Origin of the sequence: Fundidesulfovibrio agrisoli (genome assembly GCF_022808715.1) — a bacterium.
Lineage (GTDB): Bacteria > Desulfobacterota > Desulfovibrionia > Desulfovibrionales > Desulfovibrionaceae > Fundidesulfovibrio > Fundidesulfovibrio agrisoli.
This window is the reverse complement of sequence record NZ_JAKZKX010000025.1, coordinates 23,815-47,170: the sequence shown is the minus strand read 5'-3', so window position 1 is coordinate 47,170 and position 23,356 is coordinate 23,815. Positions and strand designations below refer to the sequence as shown.

Sequence of the window (23,356 nt, the reverse complement as noted above, 5' to 3'; positions counted from 1 at the left end):
GATTTCCTTCGTATATTTCGCAGATTTCCTTCTCGTTTCATAAACGGGACTAACCTGTGGGTGAATTTTGATGAGTGTGTTATGAGCTCAATGTCAAGCACAGCTCGATCAAGATTAGTTGAAGTCGCCAAAAGTTTCCAGTCAAACATATTGATCTCGGCAGAATCTATTTCTTCAAGCTGGTTTAAAAATCAGTTTAAGTATGGAATCGAATGGTTGGCTGCTGTTGACTATGGGGTCGCCCCACAGGATTACAATAAAAGTTCATTCTCTGTGCCTTTTTTGTTCCTGCAGGAATCCTTTTCTACGTTAGATATCGCCTCTATAAAGAACGATGTTCACCCAAAAAAAATTACGTGGAGCTATGTCGGCCATTATTCACTCGAAAGGACTCGTGACATATATGATTCTGTCGAAAGGTTTGGTGCTGATGGTTTCTTTTTTCTTCCCAATCTTCGCAATGTTAACGATTCAACAAAAACCATTGGCTTTAAAAAATATTTTGAGATCTTATCTTCTTCGAATCTAAATATTTGGTCTTCACACCACTCTTTCCCGCACCATGAAGCCTTGCGAACTCTTTTTTGTCTCAAAAATCATTGTGTTCCTGTTCGGATAAGCAAAGGAACGTACGAACATTTCAGTGATTTCCCTTGGGTTTATTCAGATGTCGAACATGCGTATCAAGCGATAAATTCAACAGGAATTCTCGAGTCTTATGTTGCAAGTCTCGATTTTTTCACTGATTTCGGGTTATTTGAAGAGCATGTTTCTCAGTGTTTTAGTGCCATTCTTAATTCTCCCAGAAGATATATTAAGAAAGCTTGTGAAAGGGCGTATTATTCGAAGCATCTGTCTTCCAATGAGAGTCAGCCTAAATATTTTTCCATTAACAAAATGAATCAACAAATTAGAGTGCATCCTCCTCGGTCTGGTGTGACATCAGCTATTGTTCCTCTAGAGTTTAATGCGCACATTTCTGGGATTGATATTACTGCTAGAATCTCGCACAAAAATTCAAGTTGTGCTGAGATCTTATGTGAAATTCTTCCCCCAGATTTTGATTTTGATAAAACCTCACGGGCACTAAATTCGGCCTCTTCTGGCTGGACTAATGTCCCTACTGGTTTCGAAAATACTACTGTAAGTATTTGTACTAGTCAATTGATCGTCAAAAAATGTAATTTAGTGATTTATAGCAAGACTACGCACAAAACAAATGCAAATCAATGGCTCGATGTTGTCGGCATTGATATAGCTACTTGCGACAGCCATTCTTCACCTGCAGCTGTTCTAGTTCGTAAGGAATTAAATATAAACATTTTGGGTGTGAATTCCAAAAAGATCACTTCTTCTACGGGTGAGTCTGGAGAATCCTATGTATTTGTGTCAAATGAATTTCGAAAACAATATTTTAAAATAGATGTTACAGAATATTCTAGCTTTGCTTCAATTGTGTTGTCGTTTCAATTATCAAAGCCATCATCAGATGTGAAAGTTGGGTGCTTTTTTCATGACGGCCTTGCTACAAATTATCCTGGTTCAGATTTTCCTGATAGTTCCATTGATTGGACAATTTTTGACTACTCTAGTTCGCAAACACTCGAAATTAGGACAAGTGACCGAGGAAAGTTCCTTTTCATTGCTGTCGATTTCGGAGCAAGTCATCTGAGATATCAAAACAAGTTATTCCTTTCTGCCGTTGCCTTAGCCGGGGAAAGCCAAAGCCATAATACTGATTCAGTATTGAATAGTATATTCAAAGAAAACATCGGATGTCACAAGTTCATTCTCAGTCTCACTGACTATTCCAAAAGTATCTATTCTCGGCATAAAGTACTCTGTGACAAGAAAATGATACAAATCGATGGTGATTTGAATGAGATTCTTGTTCATCCAATCCCTTCATCGGTAACACATGCTTCATTTATTATAAAAACCAAAATGTCTGTCGTCGCGATCGAAGCCGACTGTTTTATTAGTCATGAATTATCCCCAGGAGTAGAGTTTTGTCTGCTTTCAATTTCTGTTGACCCTTCCAATATGAATTTTGATGATATCATAAGCTCTGAGCATTTGATATCGGCTTCTGCGTGGGCAGAGATCACTAAGCACAATACCTCAAAAAAATTAAAATTAAACTTCAACACTCCATACAACTCTGATTTTTTTCTTGTATTTGCTACAAAATCAAACTCAAATTGCCGTTACGCCCAGGCACGTTTTAACAACATCATCCTCGAGTACGTTAATCCAGTTGTTTCTTTTGTGAACTATTTCAGGCCAGCCCTTCCGCTTTTCACCTCACCGTCTGGCCTTCCAAAATCGATTTCATTTCCGTATAATGCATTTCATAACAACTACGGATGCCTTACTAGGACTGCTGACTTGCCATTGCGTTTTGAGCCAAACAAAATCTCGTTTACTCACATTATATCTGCATTTCCTGTCAACACAGTTGGCTTCGAAATTACATTCTATGTCACTTCTCCAGCGGATAGTTTATATATAAAAATTCTTGCCGGACCATTTGTCTCTGAGACTTTTTGTGATGCAGATTACGATTCTGGTTGGGTTGTCGCTAGTTCAAATTTCATCACATTTCAGAATGTTTTCAAGTCGAGACTGCAAAATTCAGGGCATATTATTATCTCAACATATTCCTTTGGCTGCGACATTTCTTCTCTTCAAATTTGTAATTTCACTCTGAAATCTTAGCTAAATGCTTAACTTCTTATAATTACAGGGAGGGCGAATGAATTGCCGTAATTTTCGAAATAAAACGAACGGTATAACATTTGTTATACCTAATTGGAACCATAGATTTTATTTGTCCAGAAGCGTCGGCAGTTCTGTGCGAGCATGTCGTGAGCTTTCTAGGCTAGGTGTGCCATCTGAGATTATCATTGTAGACGATGCATCGCGTGACGGTTCACAGAGATTTATATGCTCATTAATAGCGCTATACTCTGATATAAACATATCGTGTTGTTTCAACGAAAATAATCTTGGCTTGCCAGCTTCAAGAAATCTCGCCTTAAATAGTTCTCGTTATAAATTCTGCTGCATGCTTGATGCTGACAATTCTATTGCACCTCTCAATATGTATTCTTTCTATTCGACAGCGTTGAAATTCAACGCTGCAATGGTATATGGAAATATCATCACGATTGAAAATGGTCAGCCTGTCTCCCTTTCAAACCATGACATTATTTGTGAGTCCTTATTTTGTAAAAATTATATCGATGCAATGTCTTTGGTTAATTCCGAAATCATTTTATCGGCGGGGGGGTATTCTGTTTCGGGTCGTGTAAAAGGTGTCGAAGATTGGGAGCTAGTTTCACATTTGTTTGCTGAAAATCAAACAATTGTATTTGTCCCTATCCTTTTTGGCTATTACTATCGTGAAAAGCTTTCTATGTTGTCTGAAGGATTTCCAAAGGAGATTACTCGCATGTTTCACCAACGCAAACATCCTTTGTTTTTGTCTAATAACTCCCACTTTATGTACCATCCAGCCTTTGATGTAGTCGCTAGTTAGCCACATTATAGACACTGACTAGTGGTCCTGGACATAGCAGTGAACCTGCTGTTCCTGCAACCGTGCAGGGACCCGGCCTCAATCTTAAGGATGACAGCGGCAGCTTCGCAATAGCGGTAGGCATCAAGGGGGATTGCTGTGAATTGGCTTCCCCCAATCTTTCAACTGCTATTTAATTATCAAATGCAAAGCTGACGCGGACTGCTTTATGCGCAAACTCAAGGAGAAGCTTGTCTGGAACAATTGGTCTGCAAGTCCGGGAGGCTTTATTAAGCCTCAGAATCCCTGGTTCGACGACATCTATGCAAACTCTCTGCACTCGCCCTCGGCAACATGTCGCCAGTGGCTTTTCGTTGCTGAACTTCTTTACCGAGGACTCATTTGGCGGCTGCTTAACAAACTAGGGGCAGTACTATGCCTTCATTTTATAATTTTGTTTCGAATTATTGGCCTAAAGCCTATTCAGGTTATTCCAGACAAAATTATTTATCAAATAAGTTGCGCCAATAATACAACTTTTGTTTGTCTCTGTCCACGTTCAATAATCGACACAGATAATTACGAAACAGTCATAAATTATGTTTAGCCTTAGCTGTAAAGTCAATGTGTTAAGGGGTTAACATTCTAAAGTTTCAGTGGAGGAAATTAATGGAGGACATAAAGTATTATGATGCGTTTATCAGTTTGGGATTGAATTGTGAAGTTTCATCAAAAATTAGAAAATTCTGTCATTCTTATTCTTCTAGTTTTTTTGGATGGGCCTCTGTTTTTACGTTAAAATCTTTGGTCAAATGCCTCTCGACGGGCATGAATCTTTTGACCGAGCAGTCTGAACCCAACGGTAGAGACTTTTTTATGTATCCAGATTTTGGCGTTGCATTCCATGGTAGAGTTCAATTCGCCACCCTTGGAAATCTAAATGAAGACACTCGCGCCAAACGGATTCAATGTGCTGATGACGAATTGATATCCCGCCAGGCCTATCTTTGGATGAAATTTTTAAATCTCAAAAATTCTGGCAAAAAAGTTTTGTTTATTTTGAAATTCCCGAAAGAAAAAATCGCTGACAAAATTTATAGTGCTAATGAACTGTATTCTGATTTACTAGAGTTGTATTCGACCCTTTGCCACGTATTGCCTGAATTAAATTTCGATCTATTATTGATTACAGACAGTGGTAGCTTCCCTTTGTTGAGTGATTCCGAACATATCTTTCATCGCGAAACCATTCTTGCGCCATCATCTGATGCACTGACAAATTCCAATAATAAAAACTGGTCTGATGATATTTTTAAAGAATTCAAAGTTGTTAACGATACAAAATTCACTACATTAGTGGGTCTATTTTCTGATAAAACTACTGTTAGTTTCAATGATTATTTCTTATTGAACGAATTCAAAACAATTGATTCCAATCGCGAACACCTTGACTCGTCTTTCCTTAGGGTTGTTAGTCAATTCGACCGCGATCTTGCTATTCGATTCGCACACTCCGTATTAGAGTCAAATTTATCTATGTCTGCTGATTTTTATGCAGATGCGGCGGGCATCGTTCGCTCTACCAATGTTCTTTTGGCTTCACAATTTTTAGAAAAAGCAATCGAAATTGACAGAAACATTCCAATGTTCCATGTCAATTACAGTCAACTTTTAGTTGAGTTAGATAAAATTGAAGCAGCAATTGCTGAAGTACTATTGGCTCTTGATTTAGATCCAAATAATCCACATACACTTCATCATTTGGCTGGAATTTATCGAAAATTAAAATCATATGTTTTAGCAGAAGACTGCTATAAAAAGGCAATATTTCTGAATGCAGGAGTTGCTAGTTTTCATGTTAACTACAGTCATTTGTTGAATGAACTTGGAAGAGTTGATGAGGCAATTGCCGAGGTCATGTTGGCGCTTGATATTGACCCAGCAAATCCTCATATCATAAATCACATGGCTAACATTCATAGACGTGTTAAAGATTATACATTATCAGAGGTCTATTACAAAAAAGCGATTGAACTTAGCCCTGGCTGCGTAGACTTTTATATCAATTACAGCCAACTACTAAATATTCAGGGCAAGATTTATGATGCGATCGATGAAGCCCTGCTTGCTCTAAAACTAAATTCAGGAAATGCTCGCAACCAACACTACACTGGAACTCTATTCCAAAAAGTTAAAAATTTCTGCGAGGCTGAAAACTGCTATAACAGGGCGCTGCAAATCGACTCTGATAATCAAGATTACTATATAAGTAGCTATCTGCTACTATTTGAACAAGGTAAAACACACGAGGCAATCTCCATTGCTTTATTGGCTTTGGACTTAGGCCCTGGAAACCCTCATGTTCATCATCACCTCGGGAACTTCTACAGGAACGTAAAAGATTTTGTTTCTGCTGAGGCCAGCTATATAAAAGCAATCTCCATATACCCCAACGACTTTAATTTCCATGCAAGCTACAGTCACCTGTTAAGTGAACAAGGCAAACCCCTAAGAGCCATTTCTGAGGTCTTAGCTGCTCTTAAAATTGTCCCCGAACATCCTTACCTACTACACCATCTTGGGAATCTGTATTTTAAAGTTTCGGAATTTGAACTGGCTGAAGAATATTATAAAAAGGCAATTTCTGTACTTCCAGATGATTATGATTTTCGTTTAAGCTACATCAACTTACTGATGCATCGAGGTAAGATGCATGAGGCAACCGAAGAAGCATTAATTGCTCTCAATTTTTCCCCGGATAACCCTCAAGTCATTTGCCAATTAACAAAACTTAAGGATGAACAATCCTTCCATAGTCGATTTAAACGAATGCTCAAATCCTGTGCAAATGTCCTGCTCGGCACTTTTCGGACCAGCTGAAACTTGAGACGGTGGCTCCCGACGACGAAGAGGGAGTCTACGGAGGACACGCTTTTCAGAAGAACAAATGGTGAACATCTTGCGAGAAGCCGACCGTGACCCGGTGGCGCAGGTGTCCAAGCGGCACGGCATCAGCGAACAGACCATTTACACGTCGCGGCAGCGCGTCAGCAGCATGAACGCCGATGACGTGAAGTAACTCCGCTGCTGGAGCAAGAAAACGCCAGGCTGAAAAAGCTGCTGGTCGAGCGTGACCTCGAAATCGAGGTGAAGAAGGAGATCGCGGCAAAAAAAATGGTAGGCGCACTCGTCCGCCGCCAGCAAATTGCGTTCGCGTTGAACCGCAGACTGTCACAACGCAGGGCGTGTGCGCAGTTGTCCACCTCCCGTTCGGCTTTGCACTACGAGTCGCGCATGGAAGCCCGTGACGGCCCACTCATCGAAGCCATGACCGGCTTGGCGAACCTGTATCCTCGGTACGGAAACCGCCGGATACAGGTGTTCATGGAGCATCTGTGCCATGTCATTGGGCCTGACAAGACGTTCAGGCTCTGGAGTAAGGCGGGCCTTCAAGTGCCAAAGAAACGCCCCAGGAAACGAGTTGCAGGGTCACGTCCCCGGCCCCAGCTGCCAAGCGGAGCCAACGAGGTATGGGCTTACGATTTCGTGTTTGATGCCTGTGCCAACGGGCAGCAGCTGAAATGCCTTACGATCATTGACGAATTTACTCTGGAGTGTCTGGCCATCGACGTGGCCGGAAGCATTCGCTCTGGGCGGGTGATTGAGGTGCTGTCGCGCCTTGCAGCGAGCGGGGAGCGCCGCGCTACCTGCGCTCGGACAACGGACCGGAGTTCGTGTTCAAGGCGCTGCTGCGCTGGGCCACGAATGAATCGCTGGGCATCGCCCTGATCGATCCCAGCAAGCCCTGGCAAAATGGGGTGGTCGAAAGCTTCAATGGGAAGTTCCGGGACGAGTGCCTCTCCATGGAGTGGTTTCGTTCCAGGGTGGAGGCCAAGGTCGTCATTGAGGACTGGCGCAGGCTCTACAACGAGGTCCGTCCTCACTCGAGCCTGGGGAAAATGACCCCAAGCGCCTTTGCGGCAATGAACTGCAATAACCTGAACCGGAGGGCCGCCCTCAAGAATTGAGTGGTCCGGAGAAACCCGGCAGGTCAGTAGACCGTCCTCCTCGCTTGAGTGACCTTACCCTATCGGGTATGCCAAGGATAAGTTCGGACTCGGCTCTTTTAGATTCTCACTTTTCGGGCCCCACCTGTATTCCTTCGGTCTCAAACCGCCCAGCGAACAGTGGGGGGGAACGTTGAACTGGTGCCTAAAACTGGCGATGTCACCTTATTTCGTTACTTTCTGCCGTTTTTTGCCACTTGGCGGGTGACATCACTTTTTAAAAATTGTTCTATTTAAAGGTGTTATAGCATCGGCACCCATTCATGGCATTCAAGAGGTCGTCGGTTCGATTCCGTCCAGCTCCACCACACTTTTCAAGGGGTTAGATCGCAAGATCTAACCCCTTCTGCTTTTGACGATGCCGCCCCCGCCGACCCGAGCCGTTTCCCCCCCCAAGCTGAGCCGGCCCAGGGAAGCACAATCGCCCTTGTTTGGGCATCCCGGCGTAAATCTCCCATTATCCGTGCCAGTCGAAATCCGCGATCCCGGCGAGTCGACGACGAGAGATGCCGGAAATCGTCACCCAGTGCTCCCTGAACGCTCACGCTTGCGCCGTCAGCGCGATGTCCGAACCCGGCGCGCCATAAAGCAGCAGGTACGCGCCCTCGTCGGTTGCGCCGACGACTGCCTTTTCCCCCATGCCCCAGCCCCTGAGGCCGAATCCGCCGTCATACAGGTACCAGGATCGCGCTCCGGTCAGGCTGAGCGGGGCAACCGCCGGCCACCGGAACCACTCGCCCTGCCCTTCGGGGCCGATGGTTACCGCGCCCCGCCCTGGTTCCAGCGCAGGGACGGTCTCCAGCGGGCGGTACCGGGTGCCGAACCAGAGGAGGCATTCCTCTCCCTCCCGCTCTTCGACCACCAGGTCGCTGAGCCCCCAGCCGTTGTCTATGGGTATCCTGAGGCACATGCGGGCTATATGGTCACTCCCGCCCGGATGCACAATCTGCATCAAGTCGAGCCCCGCCAAGCGGAGCGATACCGCGACGTAGCCTTCCAAGCCCGGGACCGTTGCCAGGGTGATCAGCGGGGGCTGCCGCCCCAGGGCCAGAAAGACGCTGTACGGTTCACTGGCGGCCAGCCAGCGTCTGCCGATGCGCGCCTGCCATCGGGCCGACAAGGGTGGAGCGGGGGGGAGTTCATGACCGGCGGGGAGCTCCATCGTGTAGTGCCTCATCCCGAAGGGGAAGCGCACAGCAAGATAACGGCGGCCCGCTGCGGCAAACACGCGGTAGGACGTGCCGGGGCTGCTGTCGGCCGAGAAACGTCCATCCTGGCGGAGCCTGAGCCCTTCAAGGGCGGGTTGCCAGCCGCCGCTGGTGAAATTGGAGAGGGTAAGCGTGTGGTCCGTACAGGCGTCCAGCCGCTGCACGCCGTAGCTGCTGGCGTAGATTCCGGCGATGGCGGCCAGGTCGCCGTCACTGGCCTGGACGGCTGGGAGGGCGGCCGGTTCGGGCGGCGCCGGGACATGGGTGATGCTCCCCCGCTCGGCCAAGGCGTGGAGCAGGATCCGTTCGGCCAGGGGGATGGCAATGCTCCCTATTCCCATGCGGTTGGCGACCATGACCACGGCCGCGAGGCGCTCGTCGGGGGCGACGATGAAATAGCTGTGATAATGATCCGCGTCACCCGCCTTGTGCCATGCCTTCACCCCTGCCGCCGCGAGCCCGCCCTGGCGCACACCGTCCCAGCCCAGGCCAAAATGGGCATGGTGATCCGTGACAGGGTTGAACGGCAGGTTCAGGGTCTGGTCCCGGCCCATCTCGGCCACGGCTGCCTCGGAGAGGATTCTCCGGTCCCCCAGTCGGCCGCCGTTGATGAACATCATCGCCAATTTTCCAAGCTCGCCCGGTGTCGAAAAGAGCCCGCTGGAAAAGATGTTGGCGTATTCCTGGGGTTCAGGCCGCCCTGCTTCATCCAGGGTGGGCGCGAAGCCGCCGGGTGGGAAGGGGGCCAGGGCGAAGCGGCTGCGGCTCATGCCGAGGGGCTCCAGGATCTCCTGCCCGACAAACCCGGCATAGGTCTGGCCGGTGAGGGCGGCGACCAGCGGCTCGACCAGCAGGAAGCCGTCGCTGCCGTACACCGCCATCTCCCCCGGAGCGTGCTTGAGGCGCTCGGCGGACAGCATCTCCCTGACCTGGGCGGCATAGCCTGGGCACGGCATGACGGTGAGGACGTTTGGGAAATGGACGCCGGGCAGCCCGGAGGAGTGGTTGAGCAGCATGCGCACGGTGATGTCGCGCCAGGGTTCGCCGTCGGCCATGCGGAAGTCGGCCATGTAGCGGGCCAGCGGGGCATCGAGTTCGACCATCCCCCGGTCAACCAGGATCATCGTCGCGACGGCGGCAATCACCTTGCTGCAGGAGGCGCTGCAGAAGAGGGTTTGCGTGGTGGGCGTCACGCCTCGTATCCGGTCGATGGAGCCGAAGGCCTCGGCCCAGAGGGTGCGCTCGCCGTCGACAAGGGCGACGGAAACCGCCGTCGTCCTGCTCTCGTTCCCGTCCAGTTCCTTCAGAATCTCGGCGCGGGAAGAGGAGATCGTGTCAGCGTAGGCGGCCTGCGGATCGCCGGGATGCATGCCGCGACCGGGCTGGGAGCACAGGTGAGAGTCGAGGACGGAGTTGCTCGTCATGGCGGCCTCCTCTGCGGATACCGGGGGCGGGTGCTGGGGTGCGTCTCCTGGAATGGCTTTCACCCAGAATGAGTTCCGAGGTGTTGTTTGTGACGGATCATACCCGCATTAAAAGGGCTGGAAAAGTGGGGCCAGCCAAAAAAACTTGGCTTTCTTGGTTCCGGAACAGGAAGTTGTTGGCCCCCCAAGCCAAGCTGATCCGGCGAAGCGCAATCATCCCATTTTGAGCATGCCCGGAGAAGGCCCCTCGCAAGTTTTCGAGAGGTTGGCTTTTATTGCGTCTTTTCGATGGGTTTAGGGATTTGATTCCGGAGAAGACGGAGCGGAGCATGATCGATTTGGAAAGCGCCTCCTGAGGAGAAATCAGGGGGGTGCTTGATCTATCGGCTGGTTCGGGACGGTTTCGAGGCCGGCAGTCAGTTTGTTGTCTCGCAATAAAGGGTTGATACCCTGTTCCGGCCAGCGGACTTGGCGTTGTAAAGCTCGCCGTCCGCCCTGGTCACAACCTCCAGGGCCGAGTCCATGCGGGAGGGGAAAACAGTGGTCACGCCCAGGCTGACGGTAACCCAACCAGCCACTGGCGAGTCCGCGTGCTCAATTCTTAAGTCCTCCACAGCCTTGCGGATTCGTTCGGCCATCCCTGCCGCGCCTTGGGAGCCGGTCTCCGGCAGGATGATCGCAAACTCCTCTCCTCCGTAGCGCGCCGCCAGATCAGGGGAACGGCAGACCATGCCCCCGATCAGCGTGCCGATGCGGCGCAGGCACTCGTCTCCAGCCACATGCCCGTGTGCGTCATTGAAATTCTTGAAGTGATCCACGTCGAGCATGATCAATGAAAGTGGCTTGCCTGAACGGTGCAGCCGCCGGAACTCGACTTCGAGGGCCTCATCGAGCCGCCGGCGGTTGGCCAGCCCTGTCAGCGCGTCTTTCAAGCTGAGCTCGGCGAGTTGATCGTTGGCGATCTTCAGCTCGGAGGTGCGTTCCTCGACTCTGTGCTCCAGCAGTTCACGTTCCTTGCTCAACTCCTGCAGGGCTAAACGACGCTCGCGCATCATGCGCAGCAAGACGGCGATGAGGATGGTTTCCAGAGTCATCAGCACGACTACGCCAATGATCTGTATGCGGTATTGCGTCCATAAGGAATGCGGCCTGTTGATGACTCGAGCGTTGGGAGGCAGTCTGGATTCTGAAACGCCGAATTTTTCCAAGACCTCGTAATCGAAAACATTTGCGTGCGGAGTAGTCATTATGACTGGAATCTGCCCGGCCGGAGTTCCCGAAAGAACGCGCAGGGCGAGATCAGCCGCGGCCCGGCCCTGATCCGGCCCCGTGATGATATGGCCGCCGATCACGCCCTGGTTCAGATGGAAATCCCAGAACGTGTAGGTCGGGAACGGGCTGACGGAGGTGATCAGGCGACCGTTCTCGCTTGGAGACAAAGCCCGGCCCGCGCCCACATCCCGGACCTGTCCGCACAGAAAAAGGAGTGTCTCTGGTGGCAACTTCGCCAAACGTTCGCTCAACTCCGTGATGGACAAGTCCTTCATGACCACGACCTCGAACCGGTCCCGCAATTTGGGGAAGACATCGCGCTCGGCCATCTCGCCGATGCGACTGCTGCTGGCTTCGCCCGTGGAAACGATAAAGGCCAGAGCGCGGGTTTTGGGGTGGACCTTGATGGCCATTTCCACCGCGCCTGTCACGTCGATCTCCTCGTTCACGCCGGTGACATCCTGAATCCCGTCGAGAACCTCAGGTCGAAAATCGTTGTATCCGCAAAAAACAATGGGCTTGCCCGGGAACAGGCGGTCACGAAACTGGAGGGCGAAGTCGAATGCGGCGTTGTCCGAAACTACGACAAGATCCGGGCGGTAGGAGGCGTATTTTACCTCCATGGATTTTGCCAGGGGCTCAACCAGCGAATTGTATGCAAAACGGCGGCTGTCCAGATATTCAACGGAGATTTCGAACTTTCTGCCGGAAGCCTCCAGGGCCTCGCGCAGTCCGTCCTCGAGTCCGTCACTCCAGGAGTATCCCCGGTGGTAGGAATTTATATAGAGTATTTTCGTCGTGGGGACATCCGCAGCCAGCGAGGTTGATGCCGCCAGCGCAGACAAGGCAAGCAGAGATATGGCCAGCGCAACCTCAACATGCCGCCGAATAATCCGGCAAGTACGTATGCATGACGTTGCTGTGCTCATTCCCCAAATATAATGAACAGATGGCGCTTTGCATAGGGAAAGTTACCGGTCTGTTTGCCCGAAACGCGATAAGGCGTTTGAAGCGGTCCGCGCGCCACATTCCGCTTGGATGGTGTTCGGCTGGGGGGGCTGGCACAGCCGGAGAAGGTCATAGGGGGCAGGGAGTTTCCGGCGTCAGGGTCCTCCCGGTCCACCGCATCCCGCCCGGCACCCAGGGGATGGCCTTGTCCTGCGCCCCTTGCCGAGAATTGCGGGAAACCGTTTTCGTGGATATGGCATTCGTTCATGAAGATCATGCCTGCTCAATCCCGATCCGAGGAATATCATGAGAAATATTAGCGCCCTATTCTTTGGTATGCGCGTCATGTGTGCGTTGGCCCTCGCGTTGGTCGCCACGCTTTCCGTGGCTTCGGCCAAGGACATAGCGCCCGTTGGCGAGAACATTGCCGCAGATGCTCAAGGCCGCGCCATTTACCAGGTTGAAGGGAACGGGATCAGGATCGGGTACAAATTGATCGGTTCCGGTGATCCGCTCCTGCTGCTCACCGGCCTCGGCTGCACGATGGATCGCTGGACCCCGGAGTTCATCGACGAGGCATCTAAAAAGTACCAGCTGATCGTCATGGACAATCGCGGCATGGGGTACACCACGGACAACGGCGCAAAGTTCAGCTATGAGCTATTCGCCCAGGACGTCGTCAGCCTGCTTGACGCTCTTGGAGTCGCGAAGACGAACGTATTGGGGTATTCCCAATCCAGCGTCACCACGCAAAACCTTCTCCTCTACCATCCTGAGCGGGTCGGCAAGGCCGTCATCCACGCCACGTCGATCAATGGAAAAGCCGTTGCCGCGGCGTTCAAGGGCATTGATCTGCCTGACAATCCCACGGTCAAGAAGCAGCTGATGGCGGCGATGGACTGGGAATCCCCATTGGACAAGATGCCGCTCATCAAAAACCAGGTCATGCTGCTGGTCGGCACCGCGGACAACATCGTGGGTACGGAGAGCTCACAAACGCTGGCCCGCCTGATTCCCGGCGCATGGCTCGTGCAATTCAAGAATGGAACGCACCATCTGCAATTTGAGGTTCCTTCGGAGTTTTCCCGAATCGTCTTGACCTTCCTGGAGATGAACGAAACCGTTCCGCCTCGCGCCCAGTAATGGGTTCCCTTTGAGCCGTTCTTGCCTTGTCGGCATCTCGCCTGCTCTCCGCACCGCTCTTTGTCTCAGTGAGTGCCAAGTGCAGCCCGACAGGCGGGGCGTCGGAAAGCCCTCCAGGGTGAGAGGCGCTGCTTGCCGATAAGGCGAGGGGCTCCCGGTGGATTTGCCCCACCCTGTGTCTGCATGTGAAGAACCTCCTTTTCCCTGCTTGGCGTTTCGATTGGGGTATGCAACAATGGTCTTGAACCCTGTAGTATTGTTCCCGAGCGAAACGATCCGGAATGCATCGCGGTCACATTCGGGTTGGTGGCGAGGTGAAGCCGCAGGGGGAAAGGGACGCGCATTTGAAATCATGGAAACATGCGCCCGTAGCATGGGCCTGGGAGGATGCGCAGCATCCAAGTCGATTGCCGCTTGTCCGGGGCTGTGAATCGGTTACATCAGCAGAGCGCAAGATGCCTTGATGCAAGGTGAATGCATGAATCAAGGATGGCAACACTGTAAACGCCGATGAAAACATTCCGCCGAGACAAGGAGGCACCCTGATGAATAGATGGAAGTTCGCCTTTGCGTCGTCCATAATCATTTCACTGGCCCTGGTGGCTGGAAGCGCTCTCGCCGCCCCCGACAAACCCAACATAGTGGTCATCTTCGGCGACGATATCGGCCTCACCGACATCAGCGCCTATTCGCAGGGGCTGCTGGGCTTCAGGACGCCCAACATCGACAGGCTGGCCCACGAGGGCATGCTGTTCACCGACTACTACGCGGAACAGAGCTGCACCGCCGGCCGGTCGACCTTCATCACCGGCCAGAGCACCGCGCGCACGGGCCTCTCCAAGGTGGGCATGCCGGGCGCCAAGCAGGGCCTGCAGGATTCCACCATCACCATGGCCCAGGTGTTCAAGAACCTCGGCTACGCCACGGCCCAATTCGGCAAGAACCACCTGGGCGACCGTGACGAGATGCTGCCGACCAACCACGGCTTCGACGAGTTCTACGGCAACCTCTACCACCTCAACGCCGAGGAGGAGCCGGAGCTGCCCGATTATCCGAAGAACCCGGAATTCAGGAAGAAGTACGGCCCCAGGGGCGTTATCCATTCCTTCGCGGACGGCAGGATCGAAGACACCGGCCCCCTGACCAAGAAGCGCATGGAGACCATCGACGACGACATCCAGACCCGCTCCCAGGATTTCATCGAGCGCCAGGTCAAGGCGAAGAAGCCGTTCTTCCTGTGGACGAACTTCACCCACATGCATTTCCGCACCCACACCAAGCCCGCGAGCGTGGGCCAGGCGGGCGAGAACCAGGGATTTTATCATGACACCATGATAGACCACGACAAGAACGTCGGCGCCATCCTGGAGACCATCGACAAGCTGGGCATCGCCGACAACACCATCGTCATCTACACCACGGACAACGGCCCGCACATGAACTCCTGGCCGGACGCCGCCATGACGCCTTTCCGCAACGAGAAGAACTCCGGCTGGGAAGGCGCGTTCCGCGTTCCCGCCATGGTCCGCTGGCCCGGGCACATCAAGGCGGGGCAGGTCTCCAACGAGATCTTCTCCGGCCTGGACTGGTTCCCCACCCTGGTCGCGGCGGCAGGCGACCCCAACATCGCGGACGAGCTGAAGAAGGGCTACAGCGCCGCCGGAAAGAACTTCAAGAACTACCTGGACGGCTACAACCAGCTCCCCTACCTGACCGGCCAGGAGGACAAGAGCCGCCGCAAGGAACTCTGGTACTTCTCGGACGACCTCGACCTGCTGGCCCTCCGCTACGGGAACTACAAGCTGCATTTCATGGTGCAGGACTCCCCGGGAACCCTGGACGTCTGGCAGCGTGAGTTCCGCAACCTGCGCTTCCCGCTCATGATCAACCTGCGGCTCGACCCGTACGAGCGCTCGCCCATCACCTCCAACACCTATTGGGACTGGACCCTCGACCACATCTTCCTCCTCTACCCGCTGCAGGAGGTGCTCGGCCAGTTCATGATGACCTTCAAGGACTACCCTCCGGCGCAGCTCCCCGGGAGCTTCACCATCGACGGAGTGAAGAAGGCGCTGTTCCAGCTGGAACAGGCCGCCGGCGCCAAGAGGTAGCCTGAACCGACAACCGCACGGGCTCATGGAGCACCCGCCCGGCAAGGCCGGGCGGGTCTCCGGGGCAGGCGTGCGGGCTCAACCCGCGTCGCATCGCCCAGGAAATCATCATGGCCACACGTGATACGATAAAGGATTTGCAGGCGCGGATGGAGCAATCCATCATCGGCCAGGCGGACGTCGTCGAACGGCTGATCGTCTGCCTCCTGGCCGACGGCAACCTGCTGCTGGAAGGCCTGCCCGGCCTGGCCAAGACCAGGGCGGTCAAGAGCCTGGCGGCCAACCTCTCCGTCAAGTTCTCCCGCATCCAGTTCACCCCGGACCTGCTCCCCTCCGACATCACCGGCACGGAGATGTATTACGCCTCCGGCGGGAAGGACCTGTTCGAATTCCAGCCCGGCCCCATCTTCTCCAACCTGATCCTGGCGGACGAGATCAACCGGGCCCCGGCCAAGGTGCAGTCGGCCCTGCTGGAGGCCATGGAGGAGCGGCAGGTGACCGTGGCCGGGAAGACGCACAAGCTGGAACGGTTCTTCATGGTCCTGGCCACCCAGAATCCCATCGAGCAGGAGGGCACATACCCCCTGCCCGAGGCCCAGATGGACCGCTTCCTCATGCACGTCAGGATCGGCTACCCCGGCGACGAGGACGAGCTCGGGATCATACGCCTGGTGCGCGGCGAGCAGGGGGCGGGGCAGCAGCCCCCGCAGGAGGCCATCGCCCAGGAGACCGTGTTCGCCGCCCGCGAGGAGATCAGCGCCGTCTATTCCTCCGATGCCGTCGACCGCTATGTGGTCGCGCTGGTGAGCGCCACCCGCCACCCCGAGAAATACGACAAGCAGCTCGCGGGCTGGCTGGAGGTCGGGGCCAGCCCCCGGGGCAGCCTGGCCCTGGACAAGTGCTCCCGCGTGCACGCCTGGCTCCACGGCAGGGACCATGTGCTGCCGGACGACGTCCGGGCGGTGGTGCACGACTGCCTGCGGCACCGCCTGATCCTGAGCTATGAAGCCAACGCGGCCGGAGTGAACGCCGACCAGGTGATAGACGCCATCCTGAAGCTGGTGGCCGTGGCCTGAGAATGGCCGGGAAGGGCGACATGCGGCCGGAACCAAGCGAAAACAGCCCCGGAGTCTACGTCTCCCTGGAGGATCTGGTGCGCCTCCAGCACAAGGCGTCGGGCTTCAGCCTCCTCCCCAGGCAGCCCGTGCACAGCCTGCTCTCCGGCAGGCACGCCTCGCGCCTGCGCGGCAGGGGGCTCGATTTCGAGGAGCTCCGCCAGTACCGCCCCGGGGACGACATCCGTTCCATGGACTGGAAGGCCACGCGGCGCACCGGCCAGCCGCAGGTCAGGGTCTACACCGAGGACCGGGAGCGGCCGGTGCTGCTGGTGGTGGACCAGCGCCTCTCCATGTTTTTCGGCTCCCAGGTCAACATGAAATCGGTCACGGCCGCCCAGGCCGCGGCCCTCGCGGCCTGGCGCGTGGTTTCCGCCGGGGACCGGGTGGGGGCCATGATCTTCGGCGACGGCGACATGCGGGTGATCCGGTGCCAGCGCTCGAAGAAGAACGTGATGCGCATCCTGCGGGCCGTGGTGGAGCGCAACAACGCCCTGGGCGTCGACCGGGGCATCGCGCCCTCCCCGGAGATGCTGAACCAGGCCCTGCAAAAGGCCGTGTCCCTGGCGGGGCACGACTACCTGGTCTGCGTCATCAGCGATTTTTTCGGCATGAACGACGCGACCCTGCGCCACGCCGCCGAGCTCGCCCGGCACAACGATCTTCTGCTGACCCCGGTGTACGACCCCCTGGCGCGACAGCTGCCGGAAAAGGGCTACCTGGTCATCAGCGACGGCAAGAGCCAGATCCGGCTGGACAGCCACGACCGGCAATTCAAGGAGCGCTTCCCGGAATTTCTGCAAGGCCGCCTGAAGACCCTGGGCGAGGCGTTGAACCGGCTGGGGGTTCCCGTGCTGCCCCTGGATACGGTGAGGGACGTGGCCGCGCAGCTGCGCGACGCCCTGGGGCTTGTGCCCGGCAAGCATGTCCGGGCGGTCAGAGTCCCCCTGGAAGGAGCCCGCTGAGCATGTCCCGCTGAGGAGATCCCGGCGCACGCGGCGCGGGACGGGATGCCGCGCTGCGGCCTTGGAAGAGGGCTGGAGACAGGTATTGCACAACATGAACCGGTGAACCGCCCATGCCAAGCCCCATCGATCTGCAGGATCTGCACGATATAATCGTCCCCGGGCCAGCGCCCTGGCTGCCGCCCGCGCCGGGCTGGTACGCGCTGGGCCTGACCGTGGCGCTGCTCATGATCTGGGGCGCCGTCGCATTGGCGCGGCACCGGCGGTGCGACGCCTACCGGCGCGAGGCCCTGGCCGAGCTCGCGCGGCTGCAAAGCGGCCTGGCCGGGGAGCAGCCCGCCCACCTTCTGCTGCCGCGCATTCCCGAACTTCTCAAACGCACGGCCCTGGCCGCCTACGGGCGCGAGGCGGCGGCCTCCCTGAGCGGGCAGCCCTGGCTCGATTTTCTGGATGCCCGCCTGGGCAGGCCCGTGTTCGCGGGGGACAACGGCAGGCTGCTTTTGCTGTGCTCCTACGGCCCGGAAACGCTGCTCCACGGCGTCAGCCGGGCGCAGGCCCAAGGCCTGTGCGGGGCGGTGCGGGCGTGGCTGGCCGGGCACCGCGCGGGCGACGGCCCCGAACCGACCGTTGCCGCAACAGCTGGCTCCGCCTGACCCATGTTCACCTTCGCCCACATATGGCTGCTCGCCGTCCTGCCCCTGCCGCTGGTCGTCCGGTGGCTCTCCCGGCCCTATCGGGAGGAGCGCCCGGCGGTGCTGGTGCCCTTTTTCGACGAACTGGCGGCCCTCTCCGGCCAGACTCCGGGGGACGGGGCCGTCGTGCGCGCGCAGACGCTGCCCAGGCAGATCGTGGCCAGCCTGTGCTGGCTCCTGCTGGTGGTCGCCATGGCCAGGCCCCAGTGGGTCGAGCCGCCGATCGTCAGGGAGATCCCCACGCGCGATGTCCTCCTCGGCGTGGACCTCTCCAGCTCCATGGAGACGGAGGATTTCACCACCGCCGACGGCCGGAAGAGCACCCGCCTGGACGCGGTCAAAGGCGTGCTCGACGACTTCCTCAAGCGGCGCAAGGGCGACCGGGTGGGGCTCATCTTCTTCGGCACCGCGCCCTTCATCCAGGCCCCCTTCACCGAGGACCTCGAAACCTGCCGGGAACTGCTCCGCGAGGCCCAGGTGGGCATGGCCGGTCCAAGGACGGCCATCGGCGACGCCATCGGCGTGGCCATCAACATGTTCAAGGCCAGCACCGTCAAGGACAAGCTCCTGATCCTGCTCACCGACGGCAACGACAGCAGCTCCAGGCTGGCGCCGGAAAAGGCCGCGGCCATCGCCAAGGACGAGCGCATCGTGATCTACACGGTGGCCGTGGGCGACCCCACGGCCGTGGGCGAGCAGAAACTGGACGTCAGAACGCTCAAGGACGTGGCCGCGACCACGGGGGGCTCCTACTTCTGGGCCGGCGACGGCGCGGGCCTCGAAAACATCTACAAGGATATCGACAAGCTGGGCACGCACCAGGTCCAGAGCGTCAGCTACCGGCCCAAGGCGGACCTGTATCACTGGCCCCTGGGGGCGGCGCTCCTGCTCAGCATGCTGCTGCACGCGGGGCGCATCGCGCGGACGCGGGGGGCGGCCTGATGGAGAGCCTCCACAATTTCCATTTCCTGCGCCCCTGGCTGCTGTTGTTGCTGCTCCCCGCAGCCGGGCTGATCGGGTACGCCCTGCATAAGGACGGCAGGCGCGGCATGCAGACGCTCATCGCCAGGCATCTGCTCGCGCATCTGCTGGTGGGCGAGGGGCGGCGGAAGCGGCGGCTGCCGCTGATGCTGCTGGCCGCCTTCTGGGGCCTCGGCATCCTCGCCGTCTCCGGACCGGCCTGGAAGAAGACGCCTTCGCCCTTCACCCAGGATACCGCCGGGCTGGCCGTCGTGCTCAAGGTCACGCCCACCATGACGGCCAAGGACGTCCAGCCCTCGCGGCTCGTCAGGGCCTCGCAGAAAATCCACGACCTGCTCAAGCTGCGCCCCGGCGCGAAAACCGCGCTCATCGCCTATGCCGGGTCGAGCCATCTGGTCATGCCCTTCACCGTGGACCCCGCCATCATCGACATGTTCTCCCAGGCCCTGGACCCGGACGTCATGCCGGACGAGGGGGACGATCCGCTCGCGGCGTTCGGCCAGGCCGCCGCGCTTCTCAGGCAGGCGAACATCGGGGGCTCGGTCCTGCTCATCGCGGATTCCCTGCCGCCGTCGCAACTGGCCCGGATGGAGCAGCTGCGCAGGCAGGCGGGGATCGCGCTGCACCTGTACGCCATGGCCGCGCCCAAGGGCGTGCGCGTCCCGGCGGACAGCCCCCCGGCCCCGCCCCTGGACCCGGAGGCCTGGGAAAAGGCGGCCTCGGCGCTGGGGGCCGACCTGACCGTGGCGAGCGTCGACGACGGGGACGTGGAGAAGCTGGCCGGGCGCATCCAGTCCAGCATGGCCGCCGCCCAGGAGGGCCAGGGGCAAAGCTGGCAGGATGAAGGCTACTGGCTGTTGCCCGCATTGCTGGCGATAGGGCTGTTTTTCGCCCGGCGCGGCTGGATGGTCAGCTATGACTAGCCGGGGAAAATACATCCTGCCGGGTACGCTGGCCTTGTGCGCCTGCGCCTTTGTGCTGGCCCTGCATTTGGCCAACTGGTCGCCCGAGGGCCTCTTCCTCACGGCGGACCAGCGCGGCGGCATCGCCATGGCCCGCAAGGAGTACGACAAGGCCGCCTGGGAATTCGAGGACCCCATGCGCCGGGGGGCCGCCCTGTACCGCGCGGGCGACTTCAAGGACGCGGCCGCCGCCTTCGGGCAGGACGACAGCGCCGAGGCCGTCTACAACCGGGCCAACGCCCTGGTCATGCTGGGCAGCTACCAGGAGGCCATGGCCGGGTACCGCAAGGCCCTGGCCCTGAAGCCCGGCTGGAAGGAAGCGGCCGACAACCTGGAGCTGGCCGACCAGCGGGAAAAACGGCTCCACCCGCCCGACGAGGGGGATGAGGGCACGGGAGGGGAACTGCCGCCGGACAAGATCGATTTCGACAGGCAGGCCGCCAACGCCCCGCAGGATCAGAAGGAGACGGTGGCGGGCGGGGAGCGGCGGCTTTCGGACGCCGAGTTGCGCGCCATGTGGCTGCGCCGGGTGCAGACCAGCCCGGCGGATTTCCTGCGGGCCAAATTCGCCTATCAGGCCGCGCGGAAGGCTCCGGGGGCTCAGGGGCAGGAGGGGCTGGAATGAACGCCCGGACAGCCCTGCGCACCCTGCGGATGAAGTTCCTGCTGGCGGCCGTGGGTGCGGCCTCGCTGGCTGCCGGGCTTGCGGTGGCCCCGTGTTTCGCGGCCGGTGAGCAGGCCCTGCTGCGAAGCGAACTGTCGCAACCGGGCAAGGTGTGGGTCGGCCAGCGGCTCGAACTGAGCGTCACCCTCTTCACCACCGAGTCCTTCACCGGGGTTCCCCGCTTCGACCTGCCCAAGGACGCCGGGCTGGCCATGTTCGCGGACGATGCACACCCGGTTCTGGGCTCGACGACCATCGACGGCGTCTCCTACCTCACGAAGCAGTATTCCATCTCGCTCTTCCCCTTGCGGGCAGGCGCGCTGGCCGTACCCGCCTTCCAGGTGGAATTCGGGTACAAGGGCGACGCGGGGCAGGATCAGGACGCGACCCTGCCCACCACCGCCGCGACGGTCACGGTGCTGGATGTGCCCGGGGCGGACCGGAAGCTCCCGCTCGTCACCGCCACGGACTTCACCCTCGACGACCGCTGGGACCCCAGCCCGGACAAGCCCGCGGTGGGCGACGCCTTCACCCGGGCCATCATCATGCGGGCGGCCGGCCTGCCCGGCATGGCCATGCCCCCCTTGCGGATGGAGCCCATGGACGGCCTGGCCGTGTACGCCAGGCAGGCGCAGGTCGGAACCGACATGGCTCGCGGGGATTTCATCGGGAAGCGCGTGGAGTCGTTCTCCCTGGTGTGCCAGAGTCCGGGGACATATACCCTGCCGGAGCTGCGGGTGCAGTGGTGGAACCCCGCTGTCGAGGCGTTGCGGGTGGTGACGCTGCCCCCCGTCACGCTCCATGTGGCCCCGACCCCCGTGCTGGATGCGGGCTCCTCCGGAGGCGCGGTCAGGGCGCGCGGGGCGCGTTCACCCTGGCTGTGGGCAACCGCGCTCGCTGTTCTCGCCGTGGCGGGCGCGGGGATCGCTGTACTGCGTAGCGGGAAGGGCGGGCAAACGGCGCAGGAGAACGAGAAACAATTGTTCCGGCAATTCACGCGCGCGGCTGCTTCCCAGGAAGAGGCCGGGACGATGCGGGCGTTGTCCCGCTGGTTCGATGCGGCGGGCCATCCGGGCACCATCCTGGGGTTCATCGCGCAATTCGGCGACGCGGAGCTTGAGCGGCAATTCGCCGCCCTGGAAGCCTGCCTCTACGGCAGGCAAAAAGAAAGCTGGTCAGGGCAATTGCTCGCCAAGGGGTTCGCCGCGGCGCGCAGGAACAGCCGACGCAGCCATGCCCACCCGGCCCGCCGCGATGCGCTCGGGCCGCTCAATCCCTGAGAAAGGCCCATGCCCGGCGGGCGGGACATGCCGAACGCCTTCTCCGTGCTGCGTCCGGCCTTGACGCCAGCCCCCCGGGGGACGACAAGGGCGGGCCAGGGGCAGACGGCCGGGCGCGGGGCGGTTCACCGTCCGGGCCGGGCCATGCCTGAATTCATACAAGGCCGAAGAATGTTCCAGGATATCCATCCTCACACGATCAGCTACGACCCTGGCCATGGCGCGCCGCAAGCCGACGACCATGTGGTCTTCCTCAAGGGCGGGCGGGTCCTGCTCGGGCAGGGCGAGGAACCGGCGCTCCCCGTGTTCGGCGCGCTGCCGCCCGCGCTCCAGGCCCGGCCGGACGCGCTGACCTACATGTTCTCCATGGACGGCGCGGGGTTCTACTGCTGCGCCGGGGAAACGGAGCCCTTCGGGCCGTTCGCCTACTCCAACATGCGTCAGTTGCGCGGGCTGGAGCCGCCCCAGCTCGCCTTCGCCTGCGCCACGGCGGTGCACATCGCGGGCTGGTACGGCAGGAACCGCTACTGCGGGCGGTGCGCCGCGCCCATGCAGGCCAAGGGGGACGAACGCGCGCTGGCCTGCCCGGAGTGCGGCGATGTGAAGTACCCCAACGTCTACCCCGTGGTCATCGTGGGCATCGTGCACGGGGACTCCCTGCTGCTGGTGAAGAACGCCCGGGGCGAGTACCGCTACCATGGGCTGGTCTCCGGCTTCGTGGAGCCGGGCGAGACCTTGGAGGCCGCCCTGGCGCGCGAGGTGATGGAGGAGGTGGGGCTCAAGGTCGCCAACCCGCGCTACTACAAGAGCCAGCCCTGGGCCTTTTCCCACTCCCTGCTGATGGGCTTCTTCGCGGATCTGGACGGCGACCCGGCCGTGACCCTGGACGGCAAGGAGCTGGCCGAGGCGCGCTGGTTCGGGCGGCACGAACTGCCCCCCGCCGAATCCCTGATGAGCCTCACCTGGGACATGATCGAGGCCTTCCGCAACGGCGCGGCCTGACC

15 protein-coding genes and 1 pseudogene are annotated in these 23,356 nt (G+C 57.6%); 14 read left to right on the top strand and 2 right to left on the bottom strand.

The genetic code is table 11. The features are described 5' to 3' along the window. The first annotated feature begins 81 nt into the window (after positions 1-81). The 4 genes and pseudogenes from MLE27_RS15225 (at position 82) to MLE27_RS15210 (ending at position 7,548) form a co-directional block, all read left to right on the top strand. Positions 82-2,718 (top strand): hypothetical protein, encoded by a 2,637-nt coding sequence (locus MLE27_RS15225; RefSeq protein ID WP_243312994.1) that lies wholly within the window; start codon positions 82-84, stop codon positions 2,716-2,718. 37 nt (positions 2,719-2,755) lie between these two features. After that, entirely contained in the window at positions 2,756-3,541 is a 786-nt protein-coding gene (locus MLE27_RS15220) for a glycosyltransferase family 2 protein (RefSeq protein WP_243312991.1), read from the top strand. 648 nt (positions 3,542-4,189) lie between these two features. Then, a complete protein-coding gene (locus MLE27_RS15215) occupies positions 4,190-6,400 on the top strand; it encodes a tetratricopeptide repeat protein (protein ID WP_243312989.1) in 2,211 nt (736 codons plus the stop codon). A gap of 67 nt (positions 6,401-6,467) precedes the next feature. Continuing rightward, a pseudogene (locus MLE27_RS15210) lies at positions 6,468-7,548 on the top strand (IS3 family transposase). Between the two features lie 580 nt (positions 7,549-8,128). Here MLE27_RS15210 and MLE27_RS15205 read toward each other — a convergent pair. Together MLE27_RS15205 and MLE27_RS15200 are read right to left on the bottom strand one after the other, a co-directional pair. After that, on the bottom strand, positions 8,129-10,219 hold the full coding sequence (locus MLE27_RS15205) for a serine hydrolase domain-containing protein (protein ID WP_243312988.1): 2,091 nt from the start codon (positions 10,217-10,219) through the stop codon (positions 8,129-8,131). A 416-nt stretch (positions 10,220-10,635) separates the two neighbouring features. Continuing rightward, positions 10,636-12,420, bottom strand: coding sequence for a diguanylate cyclase (locus tag MLE27_RS15200; protein WP_243312987.1), 1,785 nt, complete (start codon positions 12,418-12,420; stop codon positions 10,636-10,638). A gap of 325 nt (positions 12,421-12,745) precedes the next feature. Between MLE27_RS15200 and MLE27_RS15195 the strand changes: the two genes are divergently transcribed. From MLE27_RS15195 to nudC, 10 genes are all read left to right on the top strand, one after another. Further along, positions 12,746-13,582, top strand: a complete 837-nt coding sequence (locus tag MLE27_RS15195; protein ID WP_243312985.1) for an alpha/beta fold hydrolase — start codon at positions 12,746-12,748, stop codon at positions 13,580-13,582. Positions 13,583-14,127: 545 nt separating this feature from the next. Then, the gene (locus MLE27_RS15190; protein ID WP_243312984.1) at positions 14,128-15,693 is read left to right on the top strand and encodes an arylsulfatase; all 1,566 of its coding nucleotides are present in this window, start codon (positions 14,128-14,130) and stop codon (positions 15,691-15,693) included. A 110-nt stretch (positions 15,694-15,803) separates the two neighbouring features. Then, on the top strand, positions 15,804-16,769 hold the full coding sequence (locus MLE27_RS15185) for an AAA family ATPase (protein WP_243312982.1): 966 nt from the start codon (positions 15,804-15,806) through the stop codon (positions 16,767-16,769). 20 nt (positions 16,770-16,789) lie between these two features. Beyond that, entirely contained in the window at positions 16,790-17,773 is a 984-nt protein-coding gene (locus MLE27_RS15180) for a DUF58 domain-containing protein (RefSeq protein WP_243312979.1), read from the top strand. Between the two features lie 113 nt (positions 17,774-17,886). Continuing rightward, the gene (locus MLE27_RS15175; protein ID WP_243312977.1) at positions 17,887-18,426 is read left to right on the top strand and encodes a DUF4381 domain-containing protein; all 540 of its coding nucleotides are present in this window, start codon (positions 17,887-17,889) and stop codon (positions 18,424-18,426) included. A gap of 3 nt (positions 18,427-18,429) precedes the next feature. Then, on the top strand, positions 18,430-19,407 hold the full coding sequence (locus MLE27_RS15170) for a VWA domain-containing protein (RefSeq protein ID WP_243312976.1): 978 nt from the start codon (positions 18,430-18,432) through the stop codon (positions 19,405-19,407). Continuing rightward, positions 19,407-20,369 carry a VWA domain-containing protein gene (locus tag MLE27_RS15165; protein WP_243312974.1) on the top strand — a complete coding sequence of 321 codons (963 nt, stop codon included), beginning with the start codon at positions 19,407-19,409 and terminating at the stop codon, positions 20,367-20,369. Before MLE27_RS15170 ends, MLE27_RS15165 begins: the two co-directional genes overlap by 1 nt. Further along, positions 20,362-21,033 carry a tetratricopeptide repeat protein gene (locus MLE27_RS15160; RefSeq protein ID WP_243312972.1) on the top strand — a complete coding sequence of 224 codons (672 nt, stop codon included), beginning with the start codon at positions 20,362-20,364 and terminating at the stop codon, positions 21,031-21,033. Before MLE27_RS15165 ends, MLE27_RS15160 begins: the two co-directional genes overlap by 8 nt. Continuing rightward, positions 21,030-22,352, top strand: coding sequence for a BatD family protein (locus MLE27_RS15155; protein ID WP_243312970.1), 1,323 nt, complete (start codon positions 21,030-21,032; stop codon positions 22,350-22,352). The genes MLE27_RS15160 and MLE27_RS15155 overlap by 4 nt, the downstream gene beginning before the upstream one ends. A 171-nt stretch (positions 22,353-22,523) precedes the next feature. Next, positions 22,524-23,354, top strand: coding sequence for an NAD(+) diphosphatase (gene nudC, locus MLE27_RS15150; protein ID WP_243312968.1), 831 nt, complete (start codon positions 22,524-22,526; stop codon positions 23,352-23,354). The last annotated feature ends 2 nt before the right edge of the window (positions 23,355-23,356 follow it).

Coding starts and splice junctions, on each gene's coding strand:
- MLE27_RS15225 (WP_243312994.1), top strand. CDS start 82: ATGAGCTCAATGTCAAGCACAGCTCGATCAAGATTAGTTGAAGTCGCC.
- MLE27_RS15220 (WP_243312991.1), top strand. CDS start 2,756: ATGAATTGCCGTAATTTTCGAAATAAAACGAACGGTATAACATTTGTT.
- MLE27_RS15215 (WP_243312989.1), top strand. CDS start 4,190: ATGGAGGACATAAAGTATTATGATGCGTTTATCAGTTTGGGATTGAAT.
- MLE27_RS15205 (WP_243312988.1), bottom strand. CDS start 10,219: ATGACGAGCAACTCCGTCCTCGACTCTCACCTGTGCTCCCAGCCCGGT.
- MLE27_RS15200 (WP_243312987.1), bottom strand. CDS start 12,420: ATGAGCACAGCAACGTCATGCATACGTACTTGCCGGATTATTCGGCGG.
- MLE27_RS15195 (WP_243312985.1), top strand. CDS start 12,746: ATGAGAAATATTAGCGCCCTATTCTTTGGTATGCGCGTCATGTGTGCG.
- MLE27_RS15190 (WP_243312984.1), top strand. CDS start 14,128: ATGAATAGATGGAAGTTCGCCTTTGCGTCGTCCATAATCATTTCACTG.
- MLE27_RS15185 (WP_243312982.1), top strand. CDS start 15,804: ATGGCCACACGTGATACGATAAAGGATTTGCAGGCGCGGATGGAGCAA.
- MLE27_RS15180 (WP_243312979.1), top strand. CDS start 16,790: ATGCGGCCGGAACCAAGCGAAAACAGCCCCGGAGTCTACGTCTCCCTG.
- MLE27_RS15175 (WP_243312977.1), top strand. CDS start 17,887: ATGCCAAGCCCCATCGATCTGCAGGATCTGCACGATATAATCGTCCCC.
- MLE27_RS15170 (WP_243312976.1), top strand. CDS start 18,430: ATGTTCACCTTCGCCCACATATGGCTGCTCGCCGTCCTGCCCCTGCCG.
- MLE27_RS15165 (WP_243312974.1), top strand. CDS start 19,407: ATGGAGAGCCTCCACAATTTCCATTTCCTGCGCCCCTGGCTGCTGTTG.
- MLE27_RS15160 (WP_243312972.1), top strand. CDS start 20,362: ATGACTAGCCGGGGAAAATACATCCTGCCGGGTACGCTGGCCTTGTGC.
- MLE27_RS15155 (WP_243312970.1), top strand. CDS start 21,030: ATGAACGCCCGGACAGCCCTGCGCACCCTGCGGATGAAGTTCCTGCTG.
- nudC (WP_243312968.1), top strand. CDS start 22,524: ATGTTCCAGGATATCCATCCTCACACGATCAGCTACGACCCTGGCCAT.